The 16765-nt window shown below is 40.0% G+C and carries 19 protein-coding genes and 1 tRNA gene; 12 read left to right on the plus strand and 8 right to left on the minus strand.

What is annotated here, in order from left to right:
• Window positions 1-295 precede the first annotated feature (295 nt).
• From CLW00_RS18760 to lipB, 3 genes are all read right to left on the minus strand, one after another.
• On the minus strand, window positions 296-1045 hold the full coding sequence (locus CLW00_RS18760; protein ID WP_106135250.1) for a 3'-5' exonuclease: 750 nt from the start codon (window positions 1043-1045) through the stop codon (window positions 296-298).
• Between the two features lie 237 nt (window positions 1046-1282).
• Window positions 1283-1684 (minus strand): hypothetical protein, encoded by a 402-nt coding sequence (locus tag CLW00_RS18765; RefSeq protein ID WP_106135251.1) that lies wholly within the window; start codon window positions 1682-1684, stop codon window positions 1283-1285.
• A gap of 178 nt (window positions 1685-1862) precedes the next feature.
• Window positions 1863-2576, minus strand: coding sequence for a lipoyl(octanoyl) transferase LipB (gene lipB / locus CLW00_RS18770; RefSeq protein WP_106135306.1), 714 nt, complete (start codon window positions 2574-2576; stop codon window positions 1863-1865).
• 116 nt (window positions 2577-2692) lie between these two features.
• Between lipB and CLW00_RS18775 the strand changes: the two genes are divergently transcribed.
• The gene (locus CLW00_RS18775) at window positions 2693-3049 is read left to right on the plus strand and encodes a YraN family protein (protein WP_106135252.1); all 357 of its coding nucleotides are present in this window, start codon (window positions 2693-2695) and stop codon (window positions 3047-3049) included.
• Window positions 3050-3210: 161 nt separating this feature from the next.
• On the plus strand, window positions 3211-3561 hold the full coding sequence (locus CLW00_RS18780) for a hypothetical protein (protein WP_146131460.1): 351 nt from the start codon (window positions 3211-3213) through the stop codon (window positions 3559-3561).
• 34 nt (window positions 3562-3595) lie between these two features.
• Here the strand turns inward: CLW00_RS18780 and CLW00_RS18785 are convergent, their stop codons facing one another.
• Both CLW00_RS18785 and CLW00_RS21785 read right to left on the minus strand, forming a co-directional pair.
• Entirely contained in the window at window positions 3596-4564 is a 969-nt protein-coding gene (locus CLW00_RS18785) for a cytochrome c (RefSeq protein ID WP_106135307.1), read from the minus strand.
• A 97-nt stretch (window positions 4565-4661) separates the two neighbouring features.
• On the minus strand, window positions 4662-6221 hold the full coding sequence (locus CLW00_RS21785) for a LuxR C-terminal-related transcriptional regulator (protein ID WP_106135254.1): 1560 nt from the start codon (window positions 6219-6221) through the stop codon (window positions 4662-4664).
• Window positions 6222-6452: 231 nt separating this feature from the next.
• Between CLW00_RS21785 and CLW00_RS21565 the strand changes: the two genes are divergently transcribed.
• Window positions 6453-6782 carry an ORF6N domain-containing protein gene (locus CLW00_RS21565; protein ID WP_211300226.1) on the plus strand — a complete coding sequence of 110 codons (330 nt, stop codon included), beginning with the start codon at window positions 6453-6455 and terminating at the stop codon, window positions 6780-6782.
• A gap of 131 nt (window positions 6783-6913) precedes the next feature.
• Here CLW00_RS21565 and CLW00_RS18800 read toward each other — a convergent pair.
• The 3 genes from CLW00_RS18800 to CLW00_RS18810 form a co-directional block, all read right to left on the minus strand.
• Window positions 6914-6997, minus strand: a tRNA-Leu gene (locus CLW00_RS18800).
• 164 nt (window positions 6998-7161) lie between these two features.
• Entirely contained in the window at window positions 7162-7455 is a 294-nt protein-coding gene (locus CLW00_RS18805) for a putative quinol monooxygenase (protein WP_281257458.1), read from the minus strand.
• Entirely contained in the window at window positions 7452-8240 is a 789-nt protein-coding gene (locus tag CLW00_RS18810; RefSeq protein WP_106135255.1) for an SAM hydrolase/SAM-dependent halogenase family protein, read from the minus strand. Before CLW00_RS18810 ends, CLW00_RS18805 begins: the two co-directional genes overlap by 4 nt.
• Window positions 8241-8344: 104 nt before the next feature.
• Here CLW00_RS18810 and CLW00_RS18815 point away from each other — a divergent pair, with 104 nt between their 5' ends.
• From CLW00_RS18815 to CLW00_RS18855, 9 genes are all read left to right on the plus strand, one after another.
• Entirely contained in the window at window positions 8345-9346 is a 1002-nt protein-coding gene (locus CLW00_RS18815) for a PhoH family protein (RefSeq protein ID WP_106135256.1), read from the plus strand.
• Window positions 9291-9740: a GNAT family N-acetyltransferase gene (locus tag CLW00_RS18820; RefSeq protein ID WP_106135257.1), complete on the plus strand. Its 450-nt coding sequence runs from the start codon at window positions 9291-9293 to the stop codon at window positions 9738-9740. Before CLW00_RS18815 ends, CLW00_RS18820 begins: the two co-directional genes overlap by 56 nt.
• Before the next feature lie 35 nt (window positions 9741-9775).
• Window positions 9776-10315, plus strand: coding sequence for a DUF3575 domain-containing protein (locus CLW00_RS18825; protein ID WP_106135258.1), 540 nt, complete (start codon window positions 9776-9778; stop codon window positions 10313-10315).
• A gap of 89 nt (window positions 10316-10404) precedes the next feature.
• The gene (locus CLW00_RS18830) at window positions 10405-12366 is read left to right on the plus strand and encodes a ComEC/Rec2 family competence protein (protein ID WP_106135259.1); all 1962 of its coding nucleotides are present in this window, start codon (window positions 10405-10407) and stop codon (window positions 12364-12366) included.
• A gap of 69 nt (window positions 12367-12435) precedes the next feature.
• Window positions 12436-13212: an enoyl-CoA hydratase/isomerase family protein gene (locus CLW00_RS18835; protein ID WP_106135260.1), complete on the plus strand. Its 777-nt coding sequence runs from the start codon at window positions 12436-12438 to the stop codon at window positions 13210-13212.
• Window position 13213: 1 nt separating this feature from the next.
• Complete coding sequence (locus tag CLW00_RS18840) at window positions 13214-15124, plus strand: RecQ family ATP-dependent DNA helicase (RefSeq protein ID WP_106135261.1); 1911 nt, start codon at window positions 13214-13216, stop codon at window positions 15122-15124.
• On the plus strand, window positions 15124-15717 hold the full coding sequence (locus tag CLW00_RS18845) for a hypothetical protein (protein WP_106135262.1): 594 nt from the start codon (window positions 15124-15126) through the stop codon (window positions 15715-15717). The genes CLW00_RS18840 and CLW00_RS18845 overlap by 1 nt, the downstream gene beginning before the upstream one ends.
• A gap of 1 nt (window position 15718) precedes the next feature.
• Window positions 15719-16270, plus strand: coding sequence for an NUDIX hydrolase (locus tag CLW00_RS18850; RefSeq protein ID WP_106135309.1), 552 nt, complete (start codon window positions 15719-15721; stop codon window positions 16268-16270).
• A 15-nt stretch (window positions 16271-16285) separates the two neighbouring features.
• A complete protein-coding gene (locus tag CLW00_RS18855) occupies window positions 16286-16726 on the plus strand; it encodes an acyl-CoA thioesterase (RefSeq protein ID WP_106135263.1) in 441 nt (146 codons plus the stop codon).
• Window positions 16727-16765: the final 39 nt, after the last annotated feature.

Here is a 16765-nt window from a genome sequence, read left to right on the forward strand (position 1 = left end):
TCTGGACACTGAAAGTTCCACTTGAATTCCTTTTTCGCCTTACAAACATGGACTAAAAATAGACCGAGACACCCAAAACCACAAAAATTGAATGACTAAAATACTGAAAACCAACACAATAAATTTCACCTAAAGAATATCCGCACAAAACAGGAAAACCATAGTTTGGTTGCTAAGTGGCATGATTGCGGATAATCATATATCTTAATATCAATCAGTATCCATCAATATCAACAACCCTATATCAATCTATACCGAATCACTTCGCTCTCGGGACCTTCGCTTTGCTCCGGTTTCATTCAGAAGAATCCTTATTGATAATTGTCATCTCCACATCCGGTGGAAAACCCTGAAAAGCCAAATAAATCTGTGCGGTGACCAATACATCTCTCAGGCAGTACTCTCGGATTTTTTGGAGATTATTTTCTACATAATAAGCTTCATTGACCTGCGAACCGTCTATTCCTTCCTTAGAAGTAGGGATGTCAAAAACGGAGGCCAATAGCTCCAAACGTGTATAGTGCTTGTAATCCCCAAACTTCCATAATTCTAAAGTGTCAAGGTGTCTGATTTCCCATGGTTTTTTCCCTGCCATCTGCAATGGTTCGGGAAGTGGGATTCTATTGATCAGAATCCTGCGACTTAAAAAAGGAAAGTCAAATTCTTTGCCGTTGTGAGCACAGAGTATCCATTTCTTTCGGTTCAATAACTCTGTAAATGAAGAAAGCGTGTCGTATTCTGTTTCCTCTGCATAGCTTTTGGTCCGGAACTCCAGTTTGCTTTCATCTGAGACAAAATGGAAATACCCCACACCCACTGTGATGACTTTTCCAAATTCAGCGTAGATACCCGCTTTTTGAAAAAACAGACTTCCCGGTTCTCTAGTTTCTTCAGTCTCTTTGTTTTTGTCCTGTTGGATATGTTTTTCTTTCTTCAACCATTCTTCCTGAAGTCTTTGTGGTAGCAAATCGAAAGAAGCTTCAGAGGAGGCGGTTTCTATATCCAAAAAAAGAATATCACTGAGTTCATTTAAAAAGTTGTTCATAGCTGTCAGGAATGTTTTGTTTGGATGTCCAAATTTATGTGAATATGCAAATTATTAAAAAATTCTAATCACCTAGATATTTTTCGATACTTGATATTTGTGGATATTGATAATGAACCAATTGATTCAATTTTTGAATTTCCCCTACTGGTAAAGAAGCAGATAACCACCTTGTTTCAATTTTAATTTATCGATAAAAAAAATTAAGTAATAATTTCCCGGAAATTGATTTTCAGCTTAAGCATGCAATACACCTTCCAAACCCAGTTCCGGTATATTTTTAATATTGACTTCATCCATGCTTCCTTGTGGGAAAATGAATTTTTTGTCAAATATCTGGTCGAGGATGTAGTAGCTTACCCAAAACTCATTGTTTAGAGCAAAAAGGGCAGGATCAATAGGTTCTATTTTGGCGATAGATTGAGCTCCCAATTCCTGAATCATATGTCTTAGGGTAGAGGTCTTCTTCTCTTCTCCTTCCATGATTCCATATCCTTTGGAGGTGATCATAACTGTACTCAATTCAATAAGATTGAGGTTGATGATATACACAGCCCATTCAATATTGCCATTGACTTCTTCTTTGGCTATCGCTAATTTCACCCCAGTGACAGGATGGAAATCTATGTCTTTTTTCATTTTTTTCTTCTAGAGATGAGATTCAAGAAACAAGATTCAAGACAACAAAATTAGCCGTTAAATCTCATAATTATATCAACTATATTTCGCGAGGCGTATTTCTACAGTATTTCGAATCGGTTTCGCTCTGGAGATCTTCGCTCTACTATGATTTCTTCGTTATATCAAGTTGTTTTTATTAAGTTTCCATTTCAAACAGATCAAAAATATGATTTTTGACTTTTTCCTTAATCTCCGATTCATCTACCGATCTCCCCAGTTCAAGATGTAAGGAAGTCACTGCTTTGTCAGAAATACCACAAGGAACGATATTGTTGAAATAATTGATATTGGCATTGACATTGAAGGCAAAGCCATGCATGGTCACCCATCGGCTGGATTTGACTCCCAAGGCACAGATTTTCCTTGGATTTTGTTGCGCTATATGGTCGATCCAGACACCTGTCAATCCTTCAATCCGCCCCGCTTCTATTCCGTAGTCAGCCAAAGTCAGGATAATGGCTTCTTCCAATAGCCTCAAATACTTGTGGATGTCAGTAAAGAAATTATCCAAATCAAGTATGGGGTAACCAACCAATTGGCCGGGGCCATGGTAGGTAATATCCCCACCGCGGTTGATTTTGTAAAACTTGGCCTGCTTTTCAACAAGGCCATTTTCGTCCAATAACAAATGGGATTCTTCACCACTCTTTCCTAAAGTATACACATGGGGATGCTCTACAAAAAGTAGGTAATTGTCTGTGGCTTGCTGCATTTCCAGCGGAGCATTTCGGTTCGCAATTTTGAGGGCGATTGTTTTAGCGAAAATCTCTTCCTGAAAATCCCAGGTTTCTTTATAATCCTTGCTGCCAAGGTCTAGAAATTTTACTTTTTTATTAATAACTTGATTCACGGGATGTATTTGTTGCTTTGAAGGAACGCTGATTTTTTGAGGATAGTTCTTTTGATACAAAACAGTAAATGTGTCCTGATTTTTAAATAGTTTTTCACACTTAAAACCAATGGACAATGGCACTGCACAATGACAAAGGTAAAGAAGCGGAAGACCTCGTCAAAACTTGGCTTTCGGGAAAAGGCTATGAATTTCTAGATGCCAATTATAGACATAGGCATGCAGAGATTGATTTGATATTTACTTATAGAGGTATTTTGGTGTTTGTGGAGGTCAAATTTAGGAGTGGGACAGGCTTTGGTTTTGCCGAAGAGTTTGTGGATGCCACTAAGAGAAAGCTATTGATCAAGGCAGCCGACCATTATATTTATGAAAAAGACTGGCATAAAGATATCCGTTTCGATATTGTAGGGGTCTATAGAGACCGCAATGGGAATGTTAATTTTAGACATTTTGAAGATGCTTTCTACTAAAAGAGCTGAGTTTTTCTTGCTTCTGAAAGAATTTGGTTAGTTTCGGGAAAACCAAGATTATGAACTTTCGATTGCTTCTGCTAAGCCTGTGCGTGCTATGTCTTTTCTCCTGTGAATCAGATCCTCTGGTCCGAAAGGCTAAAAAAGATGCCGAAACCTTTTTGAAAAACGTAAGAACTCCCGAGCGTCTGATCAATCATCCCATGTTAGAACCGGAAGGAATATCAGCCTCTATCGCCTTTCAAAACAGGAAACGGAACCTGGAAAGTTTGAAAGCATCTGTAAATGAACTCTGCGGTAAGTCGAGCAATTTTAGTCTGGAAAATACCTTTAAAAAGGTCGGGGACGATGGAGAAAAGTTCATCTACTTGGAGTACGAGTACTGCAAGGAAATCACTTTTGTTATGGGCTATGCTTTGAGGAGGGACGGAGTAATCCTTCACAGCATTTGGCCAATGAATAAAGAAGATAGACCGGTTGAATTGTTTCAAAAGCAAGTTGATTGGAATTGAGAAGCAAACAGCTGAATTGGCTTCAGCTTTTGATTTAGCCATTGGGTTTAAACTTCTCAATGTAATTTTCTACAGGTTGAAGTGACATGAGGTATGTGTAGATTGCTTCCAGATCTTCCTCTTTCATTCCTGCATACATCACCCATGGCATGATTGTTTGAAATTCTCCTGGATTGACTTTTTCAGGAATGTAGTTTTCTCCATACATTTTGAAACGGGAGACAAACATTTCTTTTGTCCAATTCCCTATACCGCTTTCATGGGGTGTAAGGTTAGGCGTAGATAATTTGGCCCCAGGCATTTCAAATTCACGGCCACCGGCCAATCTTTCGCCAGTAAAATTTCCGTTTTCAAATTTGGTGTGACATTCCGCGCATGCGGCAGCGGTTACTAAGTAGCCACCATAAGCCACTTGATCAGAAGGATCTGGTTTTTTTGCTAAATTAGCTTTTTGTGGCATGGTTCTCATGATCAGGTTAAATGGGAAATTGGCTTTCGAAGGCTCATGAGTGGCTTCTACTGGTTCCAAACTACGCAGCCAGGCAATGATGTCTTTGATGTCCTCTGGGTCTGTTTTTCCATATTCCAGATAAGGCATTACAGGGAAAATAGGGGATCCGTTTTTTCTAACCCCGGTGGTAATGGCCCTGAAAATTTCTCCATCTGTCCAATCTTGTAGGTTAAAAGGAGTGATGTTGGGAGAAATGAATTTCCCTGGAAACCCCTCACTTTCACTGAATAATTCACCCCCAGCGGTCATAGTGCCTGGTACAATGGGGCCGGAAAAAAGGCTAAAATCACGGACAGAGTGACAATCTACACAGAGCATCACATGGTTGCCGAGATATTCTCCCCTTGCGATTCGCTCGGGACTGACTTCGACTACAATCTCTTCTGGTGGGCCTACATTAGGAAGTGCAGCTGATACATAGGCTACAGCTATGATGATCAGAAATAAAATTCCCGTGACAGCTACTGCAAGGATTTTAAGAAGTTTTTTCATGTGGATAATCATTTTGGATTATAAGAATGACTCCATAAAAATCCTCTTTTATGAATTTCTGTACATCACCCTTAAGGGTGATTTTGAGTTTTCCCCTTCAATACCTATGCAATCGGTGAATCAGGTCAGTTCGATTTTTGGCTTCAGTTTTGGAAAAAATATTTTTCAAATGGGTCTTCACGGTGTTTTCACTGACAAAAAGCTGATCTGCGATTTCGTGGTTAGATTTACCTTCCTCGACTAATTGGATGATTTCCATTTCCCGCTTTGTCAGGGGGCTTAAAGCTTTATGATTTACTTTTTGAAAATCTATACTTGTGCTATTGATAGTACTTCTCAATTCTTCCTCATGTTCTTTTACTTGATTTCTCCATTTTATTATGTACAAATACATGCCTGCGGCAAATGAGAAAAACGTAAAGGTAAGCACGATGCTGATCCACTTCTTCTTTGATTTTTCTGAAAAAAGAGCAAGTTCTTGTTGTTGTATTCTTTTGTCCTTATCAATGGCATCGAACCGAGCTTGCATTTCCTCTATTGCCCAAGCCTTTTGTTCATTGTTGATGCTGTCATTGATACTGTTGTATTCTTTCCACGCATTTACAGAAAGGTTGTGCTGACCGATGATTTCATAAGCATAGGCCATTTCTTTGAATAGCTGTCTCTGAAGTTCCAGCCTGTCTGAATTTTCCAAGATTTGATGGGCCTCCAATAGCCTGTCTAAGCCATTTTTCCCCAACTTGATTTCCAATACACCCAAATAGGTAAGTGCAATTGCTTTTTCGTGGATTTTGTCGGGTTTGAGTTTAGGTATTTCAGCAGAAAGCAATTCATATGCTTCTTGGTCATTTCCCAAATTGTAAAGGGCAATCGCTTTACCAATACTGATTTCGGCAAGGTTGTGGGAGGAAGGGGTGTTTGTGGACAGTTCTTCAGCAAGCTTAAAGGCCAAAAGGCTATTGGTATAATCGTTAAGATAAGAGTGCAATAGGCCAAGGTTATAGTGTGAATTGATCATCCCCACAGTATCTGATTGGCTGGTTTTTATGTTCAGGGATTTCTGATGTACCTCCAATGCCCTTTTGAAATTCCGCTGCTGCCGGTAAATTACCGCCATATTGTTTAAAGCGTGAGATGCACCTTCAAGATAATTCACACCTTCACTCAGTTCCAACCCCTCTTGGTAATGGGCAAGGGCCTGTTCTTGAATGCCCTGATAATAATAGGCCACCCCAATGGCATTGGTGATCTTGGCAAGGCTCACACTATCTTTACTTTGAAGCGAAAGACCTTTCATGAAAGAAAAAACCTCCATGGCTTCCTCAAAGCGGTTGAGGTATTCCAATGCCAAGGCTTTTTGATACAAACTCCAGATCTGTCCATAGGGAAAGTTGATTTGAATTGACAGATTGGCTCCTTGATCAGCAAAATATAGAACAGAGTCTAGGTTCTTTTCATGATAATAAAAGGCCAAGTCTCTGTAAATCCAGACTTTGTTGGTATCTCTTGGGGCAGTGAGTAGCTCAGCACGTAGCTTGCTTATGATATCCTCTTGGGAAAAAACCTGACTTGGCAATATAAAACATACCGATAGCATGAAGATAATCTTGATCTTCTTAAAAGGATCAACATCAAAGTGTACTTTCAATCGCTTCATAAGCTGGGTGTATAAGCGCAAAAGTGTTTGCTAATCAGAGAATTGGCAAGCTTAATTTAGGGATTTTGTATCGGAAAGAAAAGGGGGAGGGGGGAATTTTAGGGTGGAATAATGATAACTAGAACAAATGTTTATCGAGTTGTAAAATTTCTCAGTACCATCCCAGCAATATTTAGGATTTTAGTTTTCAGGCGTTGGGTTTTTGTTTATTTCTGCAACAGAGGGGTTTTTATGGAGCTGGTAAAGAAGAATATTGAAAACAAAATATTTACTATCAGGGACGTTTATGTTATGCTGGATAGTGACTTGGCTGAAATGTATCAAGTTGAGACCAAGGTCTTAAATCAAGCTGTAAAGCGTAATTTGGATAGGTTTCCTGATTCTTTCCGCTTTCAATTGACAGGCAAGGAAATTCAAAACTTGAGGTCACAATCTGTGACCTCAAGTGGGGAACATGGAGGGAGGAGATTTTTACATGAAGCACCCAAAGCCGGAGTTCCCGATAATCTCATCGGGATAAACTTTCCCTCCAACTTAATCCATAAAAAAAGCTCCATCTAATTAAAGAAGGAGCTTTTTACTTTCATGTACCCAGGGCCGGAGTTCCCGATATTCATCGGGATAAACTTCTCCTCCGGTCTAAGCCATAAAAAAAGGTCCAACTTGTGAAAGCAGGACCTTTTCTGTTTAAGTACCCAGGGCCGGAGTCGAACCGGCACGAGTGTAACCTCATTGGTGTTTGAGACCAACGCGTCTACCAATTCCGCCACCTGGGCAATTCAATAATTCAAATCAAGGCTCATTGGTGTTTGATGCCAACGCGCCTGCCTGCCGGCAAAGGCAGGTCTAACAATTTCGCCACTTGGGCATTTCAATTTTCCGCGTTCCTTGCTGAACGGGATGCAAATATGAGTATTGTTTTTTTTCTCTGCAAGCACATTTAAGGTAACTCCTCAATTTTTTTTGCTGAAAATGCTATTGGCTTGGCCGAAAATAGCTGTTTGGTATAGCTCCACACTGATTTAAATAGTTCAGAATCACGGTATTGATTTAAGGCAATCTCGCTTTTCCAATGGCTATAGGTCATGAAAATATTTTTTTGATTTTCGTCTTGCCACAACTCCAGGTACTCACATCCAGGGAAATTCCTGATCTTTTTTTTGTGTTGGTGGAAGTTTTCCAAGAATGCTTCCACCTTGTCTTCCTCAAATTCCATCCTTACTACCCTGATCATCCTATTTCCGTTTCTTCTGTTTCAAAATGAATAAATATTGGACTGTCATACCTGAGACCAAGCAACTCTGCCCCATGACCATGGTTGATCCCGATTTCCAATAATCCCAAGCTATTGAAAAACGCAAAACAGTCACCGGGTTCGACCAAGTCATAAGCGTGCTGCAAGTCTTGGATATTTTCCCTCCCAAACTGAATCGTGAATTTTCCGGGATTCAGCTTGTCAAAAATACCCTTTTCGATATTGGTAATCAGGTTGCCATAATTGTCTACACGCACCACATGACCGATGATTTGTTTCTTATTGGCTTTGACATGGCGAGGCAACATTTTTCTGATTTGTTGCAAAGGCCCTCCAAAATCATGAATGGCAGCTCCCGAGGCAACTTTGGCAGCAATAGGAGCCAATATGTCTTTGGTCGGGAAGGTGCTCTCTTTCAGGTGGATATCTGCAAACTGTACAATGATGCCCGGCTCTGAATCAAACAAAAGCGAGAGTATCCCATTATTGGGGCCAATAAAAATATGTTCCTCATGTTTGACGCCGATAAAACCATCTGTGATATTACTAGTTCCATTCATGGCGACAAGGTGTATGGTGCCTTTAGGGAACTCTTTGTAAACAGATTTCAAAGTGAAAGCAGCATGCGCCACGTCAAAGTTGTCTACATGATGTGTAATGTCGATAATTGAAAGTTGTGGATTGATCGACAACATCTTGGCCTTTACAGCGGGTACATAATAATCTCTGTCTCCAAAGTCCGAAGTGAATGTTATCAATGCCATACAAGCAAGTCCGTTAAAATTTTCTATTTTTGTATTAGGTGTGAGCAAAAATAGAAATTTATTCCTTACGCCGCAGGTTCAAATCGTAAATCAAATATATCAGGTTGGTAGAGAAAGTAATTACTTTAGAAAATATTCCGCTGCTGGACTTTTTAGGTGCAGAAAACGAAAATATACGTCAGATTGCTGCCGCTTTTCCGCAGAGCAAAATTGTATCCCGTGGCAATGAAATCAGGATTCAGGGGCGTGCTCCTGAGATTTTGCGGATCAATGACCTTCTCAATATGCTTTTACAGCATTTTCATCGGTTTGGACATGTCAGCCCTGACAATGTAAAAGAATACATCGCATTGGAAGGGACTCCTTTTGAGGAAAACAAAAAAGACGATGTCATTATTTTTGGCAACAAAGGACTTGTCATAAAGCCGAAATCTCCCAATCAGCGTAAACTGGTAGATGCTTCTTACAAAAACGATTTGGTTTTTGCATTGGGCCCTGCCGGTACGGGAAAAACGTACATCGCAGTTGCACTAGCTGTGAGAGCACTGAAAAATAGAGAAGTAAAAAGAATCATCATCACAAGACCTGCTGTAGAAGCTGGAGAAAATTTAGGCTTTTTACCCGGTGACCTTCAAGAAAAGCTTGATCCGTACTTAAGGCCTATCTATGACGCTTTGGCGGATATGGTCCCTTCAGAAAAACTCAAGTTTTATCAGGAAACCAGGGTGATCGAAATAGCACCATTGGCTTACATGAGAGGAAGGACTTTGCATGATGCCTTTGTGCTCCTGGATGAAGCACAAAACACCACCTCTGAGCAGATCAAAATGTTCCTGACCAGGATGGGGCCAAATTCCAAAGTCATCATCACAGGAGATCAGACCCAGGTAGATTTACCTAGCCGTCAAAAATCCGGACTCAGGGAAGCTTTGCATGTATTGAAAGAAGTCAAAGGCATAGGAATTGTCAATCTCAGCGGGAAAGATGTCATCCGTCACAAACTTGTGAAATCAATCATTGAAGCATACGAAAAAGACGAAAATCAAAAAAATGAAAGAAGAGAATCCAATCGTGGTGACAAAAGTCCTGACAAAGGAACAGCTTGAAACCATTTTTAAAATACGCGAAGAAGTTTTTGTGATCGAGCAAGAAGTGGATCCTTCTGAGGAATATGATGAATTTGAGGACACCTCAATTCACTTCTTGGCGAAAGTAAATAACATCCCTGCAGGTACTGCAAGGTGGAGATTTACTGATAATGGTATCAAACTCGAGCGTTTTGCCGTTATCAAACAACAAAGAGGCAAAGGTGTAGGCCAGTCACTTGTGAAGGCAGTTTTGGAAGATATCGCCAAAAACCCTGATGCTAAAGGCAAGAAACTCTATATGCATGCCCAGCTTCCGGCAGTTCCGCTCTATGCCAAATTTGGTTTTGATAAAGTGGGGGACTTGTTTGAAGAATGTAATATTCAGCATTATAAAATGGAACTGTATTTGTAAGTTTAACCCCGACATTTTAATCCTAAAGAACAGTTATGAAAAAATTACTCTTTACACTATTTGCATTGACATTGTTTCAATTTGGAGCACAGGCTCAAGTTTCACTGGAAAATCCAAGGGGTGAAGTTAGACTGAATTTCCTGAATACCATATTTATCGGCTCGGTAGAGGTAGGTTACGAACAATTTTTGTCAGATGACCAGTCTATTGGAGCTGAGATTCACCTGAATGACAGGTTTGGTTACCGACGAGGTGGTGATGGCAGAGATTTCAATGCTACTTCCTTTTTGCTTTCCTACAATTTCTATTTTGCGGGAAATGACACGGGAAAAATACACGTATCTCCTTTTTTTAAATACAGATTTGGAGAATACAGAGAAGCCGTTGACAACTCGATTGCTGTGACCAGCCTCAATGGCGGACATATAGGTCTTATTACAGGTTATAAGTGGAATTATAACAATTTCGCTTTTGGTCCTTTTGTGGCCTTAAGTAGAACTTTCTCGCAGGAAGTAGCTGATCAGTTTTCAGCAGTTGAAATCAAAGCAGGTTTTAATGTGGGGTATAGGTTTTAACAAACTTATCCGATTAAGTTATCAATGTGAGAGGGCTGAATGGCCCTCTTTTTTTTGTTTTTGGCTAAATTCAGGGAAAAGTCTTCAAAATGATTTTTTCCGAATATCCATTTTTGCGCTACGTGATTTTTCTAACATTGGGGATACTTTTTTATCCTGTTGTGGCACATTTGGATTCGGCATGGTGGCTTTATGGATTGGGCCTGACTTTTACACTTTATTTTATTCTTATCCTGATCAATGAAAAAAGTAGGGAGTTCCAACACAGGGTGTCCCTCCCGCTTTTGGCAATGCTTCAATTGTTGTTTTTGGGACTTATTGTAGCTGAAAGAAATGATATCAGCAAAAAATCAAACCATCTGGTAAATTTTAGAGCGCCAATATTTGCGTATACAGCGCAGGTGCAGGGGCAAGATGAGCCCAAGCCAAATTCTGTAGCCAATAGTCTCAAAATGAAAAGTATCTTGACGCAGGATGGTTGGCAAAGTGTGGAAGGGGAAGTGTTGATTTACCACCGTTCAAAGGAATCGTTACAGGCAGGTGATTTTTTGCTTGTCAAAGGAAGCCCACAGGAAATTCAGGAACCCGCTGTTCCTTTTGAGTTTGATTACCGCAGATTTATGAGGAGGCAGAAAATAAGCCACCAACATTTTGTGGGAGATAATTTTGAAGTCATAGGAAAAGTAAAAGACCAACCAATACATACTTTTTTTATACAGATAAGGTCAGTGGTGATGAAACAGCTGGAAAGTAAAATTCTTGACCCAAAGGCGAGTCAGGTAGCCAAAGCACTCCTTTTGGGACAAAAGAAAAACCTTGAAAAAGATATCAGTGATGCTTATTCCACAGCTGGTGCCATGCATATCCTAGCAGTATCAGGGCTTCATGTGGGTATTATTTATGGCTTCTTTTTTCTCTTTGTCAAGCCTTACAGGCTTAAGAAATCAAATAGGGTGATTTATCTTTCCTTGATTATAGTTTTGATTTGGGCTTATGCAATGTTGACGGGGATGTCGCCATCTGTCATGCGGGCAGCCACTATGTTTACATTGATGGCATTGGCGCAGATGAAGTCCAGAAGTCCATCCATATTCAATGCAATCTCACTTTCTGCATTTATCCTCTTGATATTTGACCCTGACCTGATATATGCAGTGGGTTTTCAGTTATCCTACATTGCACTAATTGGTATTTTGCTTTTTCAGCCTGTATTGGTGAGACTTTGGATGCCCAAGCATGCAGTCCTTGAGTACATGTGGCAAATTTCTACAGTAGGTATAGCTGCCCAATTGGCCACCTTCCCCATATCAGCCTACTATTTTCATACCTTCCCGGTTTACTTTATTTTGTCCAATTTGGTGGCCATTCCAGGAGCTTTTTTGATCATGTGCTTTGGTGTGCCGTTCATGCTTCTGTCTAAGGTGCCATTGATTTCAGATGCTTTAGCGTGGCCAACAGAAAAAGCCATTTTGTTGGTCAATAAGTCAGTTTTTTGGATTCAGGAACTTCCTTTTTCCAAAATCGATGAAATCTATATTCCCGGCGCTTCAGTTTTCTTTTATTGGTTGATTTTGGCGATGCTTTTTCTTGGGTTGATATACCGGAAGTCGGCTTTTTATCATTTTGGTGCCGGATTGCTTTTTGTATTTTTACTAATACGTGCTTACTGGATAATAGAAGCCCAGCAAAGAAAAGAATTGATTGTCTACGGTGTGCAAAAAGGGTATGCTGTTGATTTTTGGATAAGGAAAGATCTGTATCACTCCATGGAAATTGAAGATTCTGAACTGACTTTTAAAATAACACCTTACAGAAAAACTATGGAGATAGAAAAGATGTACCCACTGACAATAGTATCCCAAGACAGTATGCAAAAAATAGTGTTACCAGCCGATCTCGGTTTTATTGAATTAAGTAAAGGATCGGTAGGTTTTCAGGGATTGGCCAACAATCAAAGCTATATTTGGGAAGGTGGAAAATGGCAACCTTACACTCAGGGCGATAGTCTGTATCTTGGAGTTGGACAAAAGACCTATAAGTTTGTTTTTTGAATCGCATTCCTTGTGTCCCGGTTTGAGGAAGTCTATCTTTCATCTTAATTAAAATTAAACCCAAATCATATGAACCAAGCCATCAAAACATCTATTAAAGACAGGATTGGATATATAGAGCTTAATAGGCCTGAAAAAAGAAATGCCCTAAATGCCGAGATGGTGGAGGCGCTCAAACAGAGTTTGGCAGCCATGGAGAGCAATGATGAGGTAAAAGTAATCGTCATCAAGGCTGCGGGGAAAGTTTTTTGTTCAGGAGCTGATCTTGCATACCTTCAATCATTGCAGACAAATACCTATGAGGAAAACCTAGCAGACAGCCGAAGCCTAAAAGACCTTTTCTACAACATCTATACTTCCCCCAAGATCATCATTGCGCAAATACAAGGTCATGCACTCGCAGGAGGATGCGGGCTGGCGACAGTTTGTGATTTTTCTTTTTCAGCAGAGGCCGCCAAATTTGGTTATACAGAGGTTAAAATCGGCTTTGTTCCCGCGATTGTTAAAGTTTTTCTGATAAGAAAAATAGGGGAAGGCAAAGCCAAGCAACTGCTCTTGGATGGAGACTTGATTGAAGCTAAGGAGGCTCAAAGTGTTGGGATGATCAATTATGTAGTAGCTGAAGATGAATTGGAAGATAAAGTATATGCTTATGCCCAGAAGCTGATCCGTCAAAATTCCGCTCAATCCATGGCCCTCACCAAGCAAATGATAGGGAGGGTACAAGAAAAAAGTTTGGAAGACGGACTGGAGTACGCAGCCTCAATGAATGCCAAGGCAAGAGGTACTTCAGATTGTAAAAAGGGAATTGCGGCATTCTTAAACAAAGATAAAATCAACTGGTAACTTGAAAGCACAAGCTTACGATATCCTCCAAAAAGTATTTGGCTACAGCGATTTTCGCCCTAGTCAACTGAATATAGTGATGTCAGTGCTTGAAGGCGAGGACTGTCTGGCATTGCTTCCTACGGGTGGGGGTAAGTCTATCTGTTTTCAGGTGCCTGCGCTTGTGATGGAGGGCGTGTGTGTGGTGGTCAGTCCGCTTATTGCCTTGATGAAAGATCAGGTTGATAACTTAAGGAGAAGGGGAGTGTTGGCAGCAGCCATTTATTCCGGCATGAGTAAGAGGGAAATCGATACCGTTTTGGACAATTGTATTTATGGAAATTATAAGTTTCTCTATGTTTCACCGGAGCGCTTAAAGACCGAACTGTTTATTGAGCGATTCAAAAAAATGAATGTCAACCTTATCGCCGTAGATGAGGCCCATTGTATTTCTCAGTGGGGGTATGATTTTAGACCTCCTTACTTAGAAATCGCCAATATCAGGGAATTTCACCCTAAAGTTCCATGCCTGGCACTTACAGCTTCAGCCACGCTCAAAGTCAAAGATGATATTGTAGAAAAATTACTGTTAAAAAATCCGGCCATTTATGTCAGGTCATTTTCAAGAAAAAATCTTAGTTATTCAGTTCGTTTTGCAGAAAACAAGCTGGAAAAGGCTGTAGATATTTTGAAAAAAGTCCCAGGGACTTCTATTGTTTATGTAAGAAATAGAAAGGGAACAAAAGACATTGCCCATAGCTTAAACCAAGTCGGTATTGCAGCCACCTTTTACCATGCAGGTTTGGATAATTTGACAAGGGAAAAAAGACAGGCTGAATGGAAAAACGGTACGGTTAGGGTGATGGTTGCTACCAATGCTTTTGGAATGGGGATAGATAAACCTGATGTGCGTACAGTGATTCACCTGGACTTGCCCGAAAACCTTGAAAATTATTATCAAGAAGCTGGCAGGGCTGGCAGAGATGAACTGAAGGCCTATGCCATCTTATTGACCAATGAGCAGGATATCAAGACCTTGGAAGAACGAGCTGCCATCGCTTATCCTCCCACCGATTTCCTGAAAAAAGTTTATCAGTGCTTGGCCAATTACTACAGGATTGCTGTAGGAAGTGGGTTTATGGTCAGCTTTCAATTCAATATTTCTGAATTTACGGACACCTACAGCCTTGACCTACTTACGACCTACAATGCCATGAAGGTTCTTAAGGAAGAGGGGCTGCTGGATATGAACGAGAGCTTTTTTTCTCCTTCTTCATTAAAATTTGAGGTAACTCATAGCAAGCTTTATGAATTTCAAATTGCTAATGCCAAGATTGACCCTGTCATTAAATTATTGTTGAGGACTTATGGGGGAGAATTGTTTGTGGAGTTTATCAAAATTCAGGAAGTAAAACTCGCCAAGGCAATGAATATTTCTGAGGCGGAATTGATACGTGTGCTCGAACATTTGGATAATCATGGGATAATTGCTTATTCCAAGAGAAAAGACCAGCCTCAAATCACATTTTTGACCGAGCGCTATGATGCAGGCAGACTACCACTTAATACCAAAAGAATTGAAGAAAGAAGGCAGAATGCCATTTCTAAAGCTGCTTTGATGGTGGCATATATCAGAGAAAATAGCCAATGCAGGGCAACCCAGATTTCTAATTATTTCGGGGAAGATTCTGACGCTGAATGTGGCATTTGTGATGTATGCATTGATAAAAAAAAAGCCCTGGGACAGCGTGATGAAAAGTTGAAGCAAAAGATCATTCAAACTTTAAAGCAAGGAATGCTGTTTTCTATACATAACATTCAGGAAGTACCTGGATTGAAAAATGATACATATACCTTGAAGGTTTTAAGAGAATTGGAAGAAGAAGGCCTGATTTTTTGTGAGCCTGAGGGGGTATATAAACTAAATAACTGATGTCCTCATTTATAGATGATGTTCTAGGTAAGCTTTTTCCCAAAAAAGCCCAAGGACTCAACATCAAAGAGAATTTTGTTCAGACCGAAAGAGAAATAGAAGCCATAGGTAGCTGGATGTCTTCACCGGAAGGGAAAAACACAATGGCCCTCATTGCTAAAAATTACCACTTCAAAACTTCCGGCATGAACAGTCATCCTGAAGTGCATGTTTTAAAGTCACCTTATGCGAATGGTTTTGCAGTATCTTTTGAAGAACCCTTGACCGAAAAAACTTTTTCCAATCTTTTCTTTGCTTTTGGCAGGCGAATAGTAGATTTGGGGTATAGTAGGGTAAGTCTTGATAGAAAAATAGAAGATATCAATGAAAAAGTCAGGACGACCGAAAAGCAATACTTCAAACCGCCACTGAGCAATGCTGATTTTACCCAAAAGATTGACCAGTTATATGGAAATGTCAGCGTTGAAAAAGTGAGTATCAACGATAAACCCAGCTACCTTAAGGTACTAGTCACCGTATATTCAGATCACTTGTACAAAGATGCTTCTTCTTTTGACGAGTTTATCGATAACATATTTGAAAGCAAAAATTGAAATGAACAGAAAATCGCTGAGAGAAAATCTTAAAAATTACCGTACTCCCTTTGAAGAAGAGGCTGCTTTCATCAATGATTTTATTGACTTGACCCATGATGAATTGGCATTCGTAAGGGAAAGACTTCATGGTCATTTTACAGCTTCTGCCTGGATAGTCAACAAAAGGAGAACCCATACACTTATGACTTTACACAAGAAGTTGAATAGGTGGTTGCAATTAGGAGGACATGCAGATGGAGAAGAAAATCTCCAGGCTGTAGCGATGAAAGAAGCTCAGGAAGAAAGTGGATTGACCTCTCTCAGAATGGTGGATTTCGGAATATTTGATATTGACCGTCATGTAATTCCTCAAAGAGGAAATACGCCAGAGCATTTTCACTATGACGTGAGGTTTTTGATAGAGGCAGAAATAGATGAACCGCTTGTTGTTTCGGCAGAAAGCAAGGACTTGGCTTGGGTTCATTTCGAATCGGTAGAGGACTTGGTACACAATAATATGTCTATTCTGAGAATGTTGGAAAAGACTAGTAAATCAGAAATACTACTTTAAGCAGATCGGTAAATCATGAAAAAATACAGTATAGAGGATGTGATGTCCTCTTTTTCTTTTTCAGTGCCTGTACAGGTCCGTTTCTCGGATATAGATGGTTACATGCACGTCAATAATGGAATTTACTTCAGTTATTTTGAGCATGCAAGGGCTTCATTTTTATACGAAGAATGTGGCTGGGATGTCATGGAGACGGGTACAGTAGTAGCCAATATCAATATTGATTATCGGTTGCCAATACATGCTTTGGACACGCCTTCAGTATACGTAAGGGTCAAAAGTATGGGGAACACCTCCTTTGTGATGGAACAAATCATCATGGGAAAAACACATCAAGGAGAAACTAAGATTTTTGCTCAGGCGGAAACAGTAATGGTTTCTGTCTCTATGAAAACCATGCGTCCAGTGCCACTTCCTGAAGTTTACCGTGCAAAAATGGAAGCTAGTTCTTCCTAGTGCCTTTAATTGTTTATCTTTGCGCCTTAAATAAATAGG

The organism is Mongoliibacter ruber (genome assembly GCF_003003005.1).
Taxonomy (GTDB): domain Bacteria; phylum Bacteroidota; class Bacteroidia; order Cytophagales; family Cyclobacteriaceae; genus Mongoliibacter; species Mongoliibacter ruber.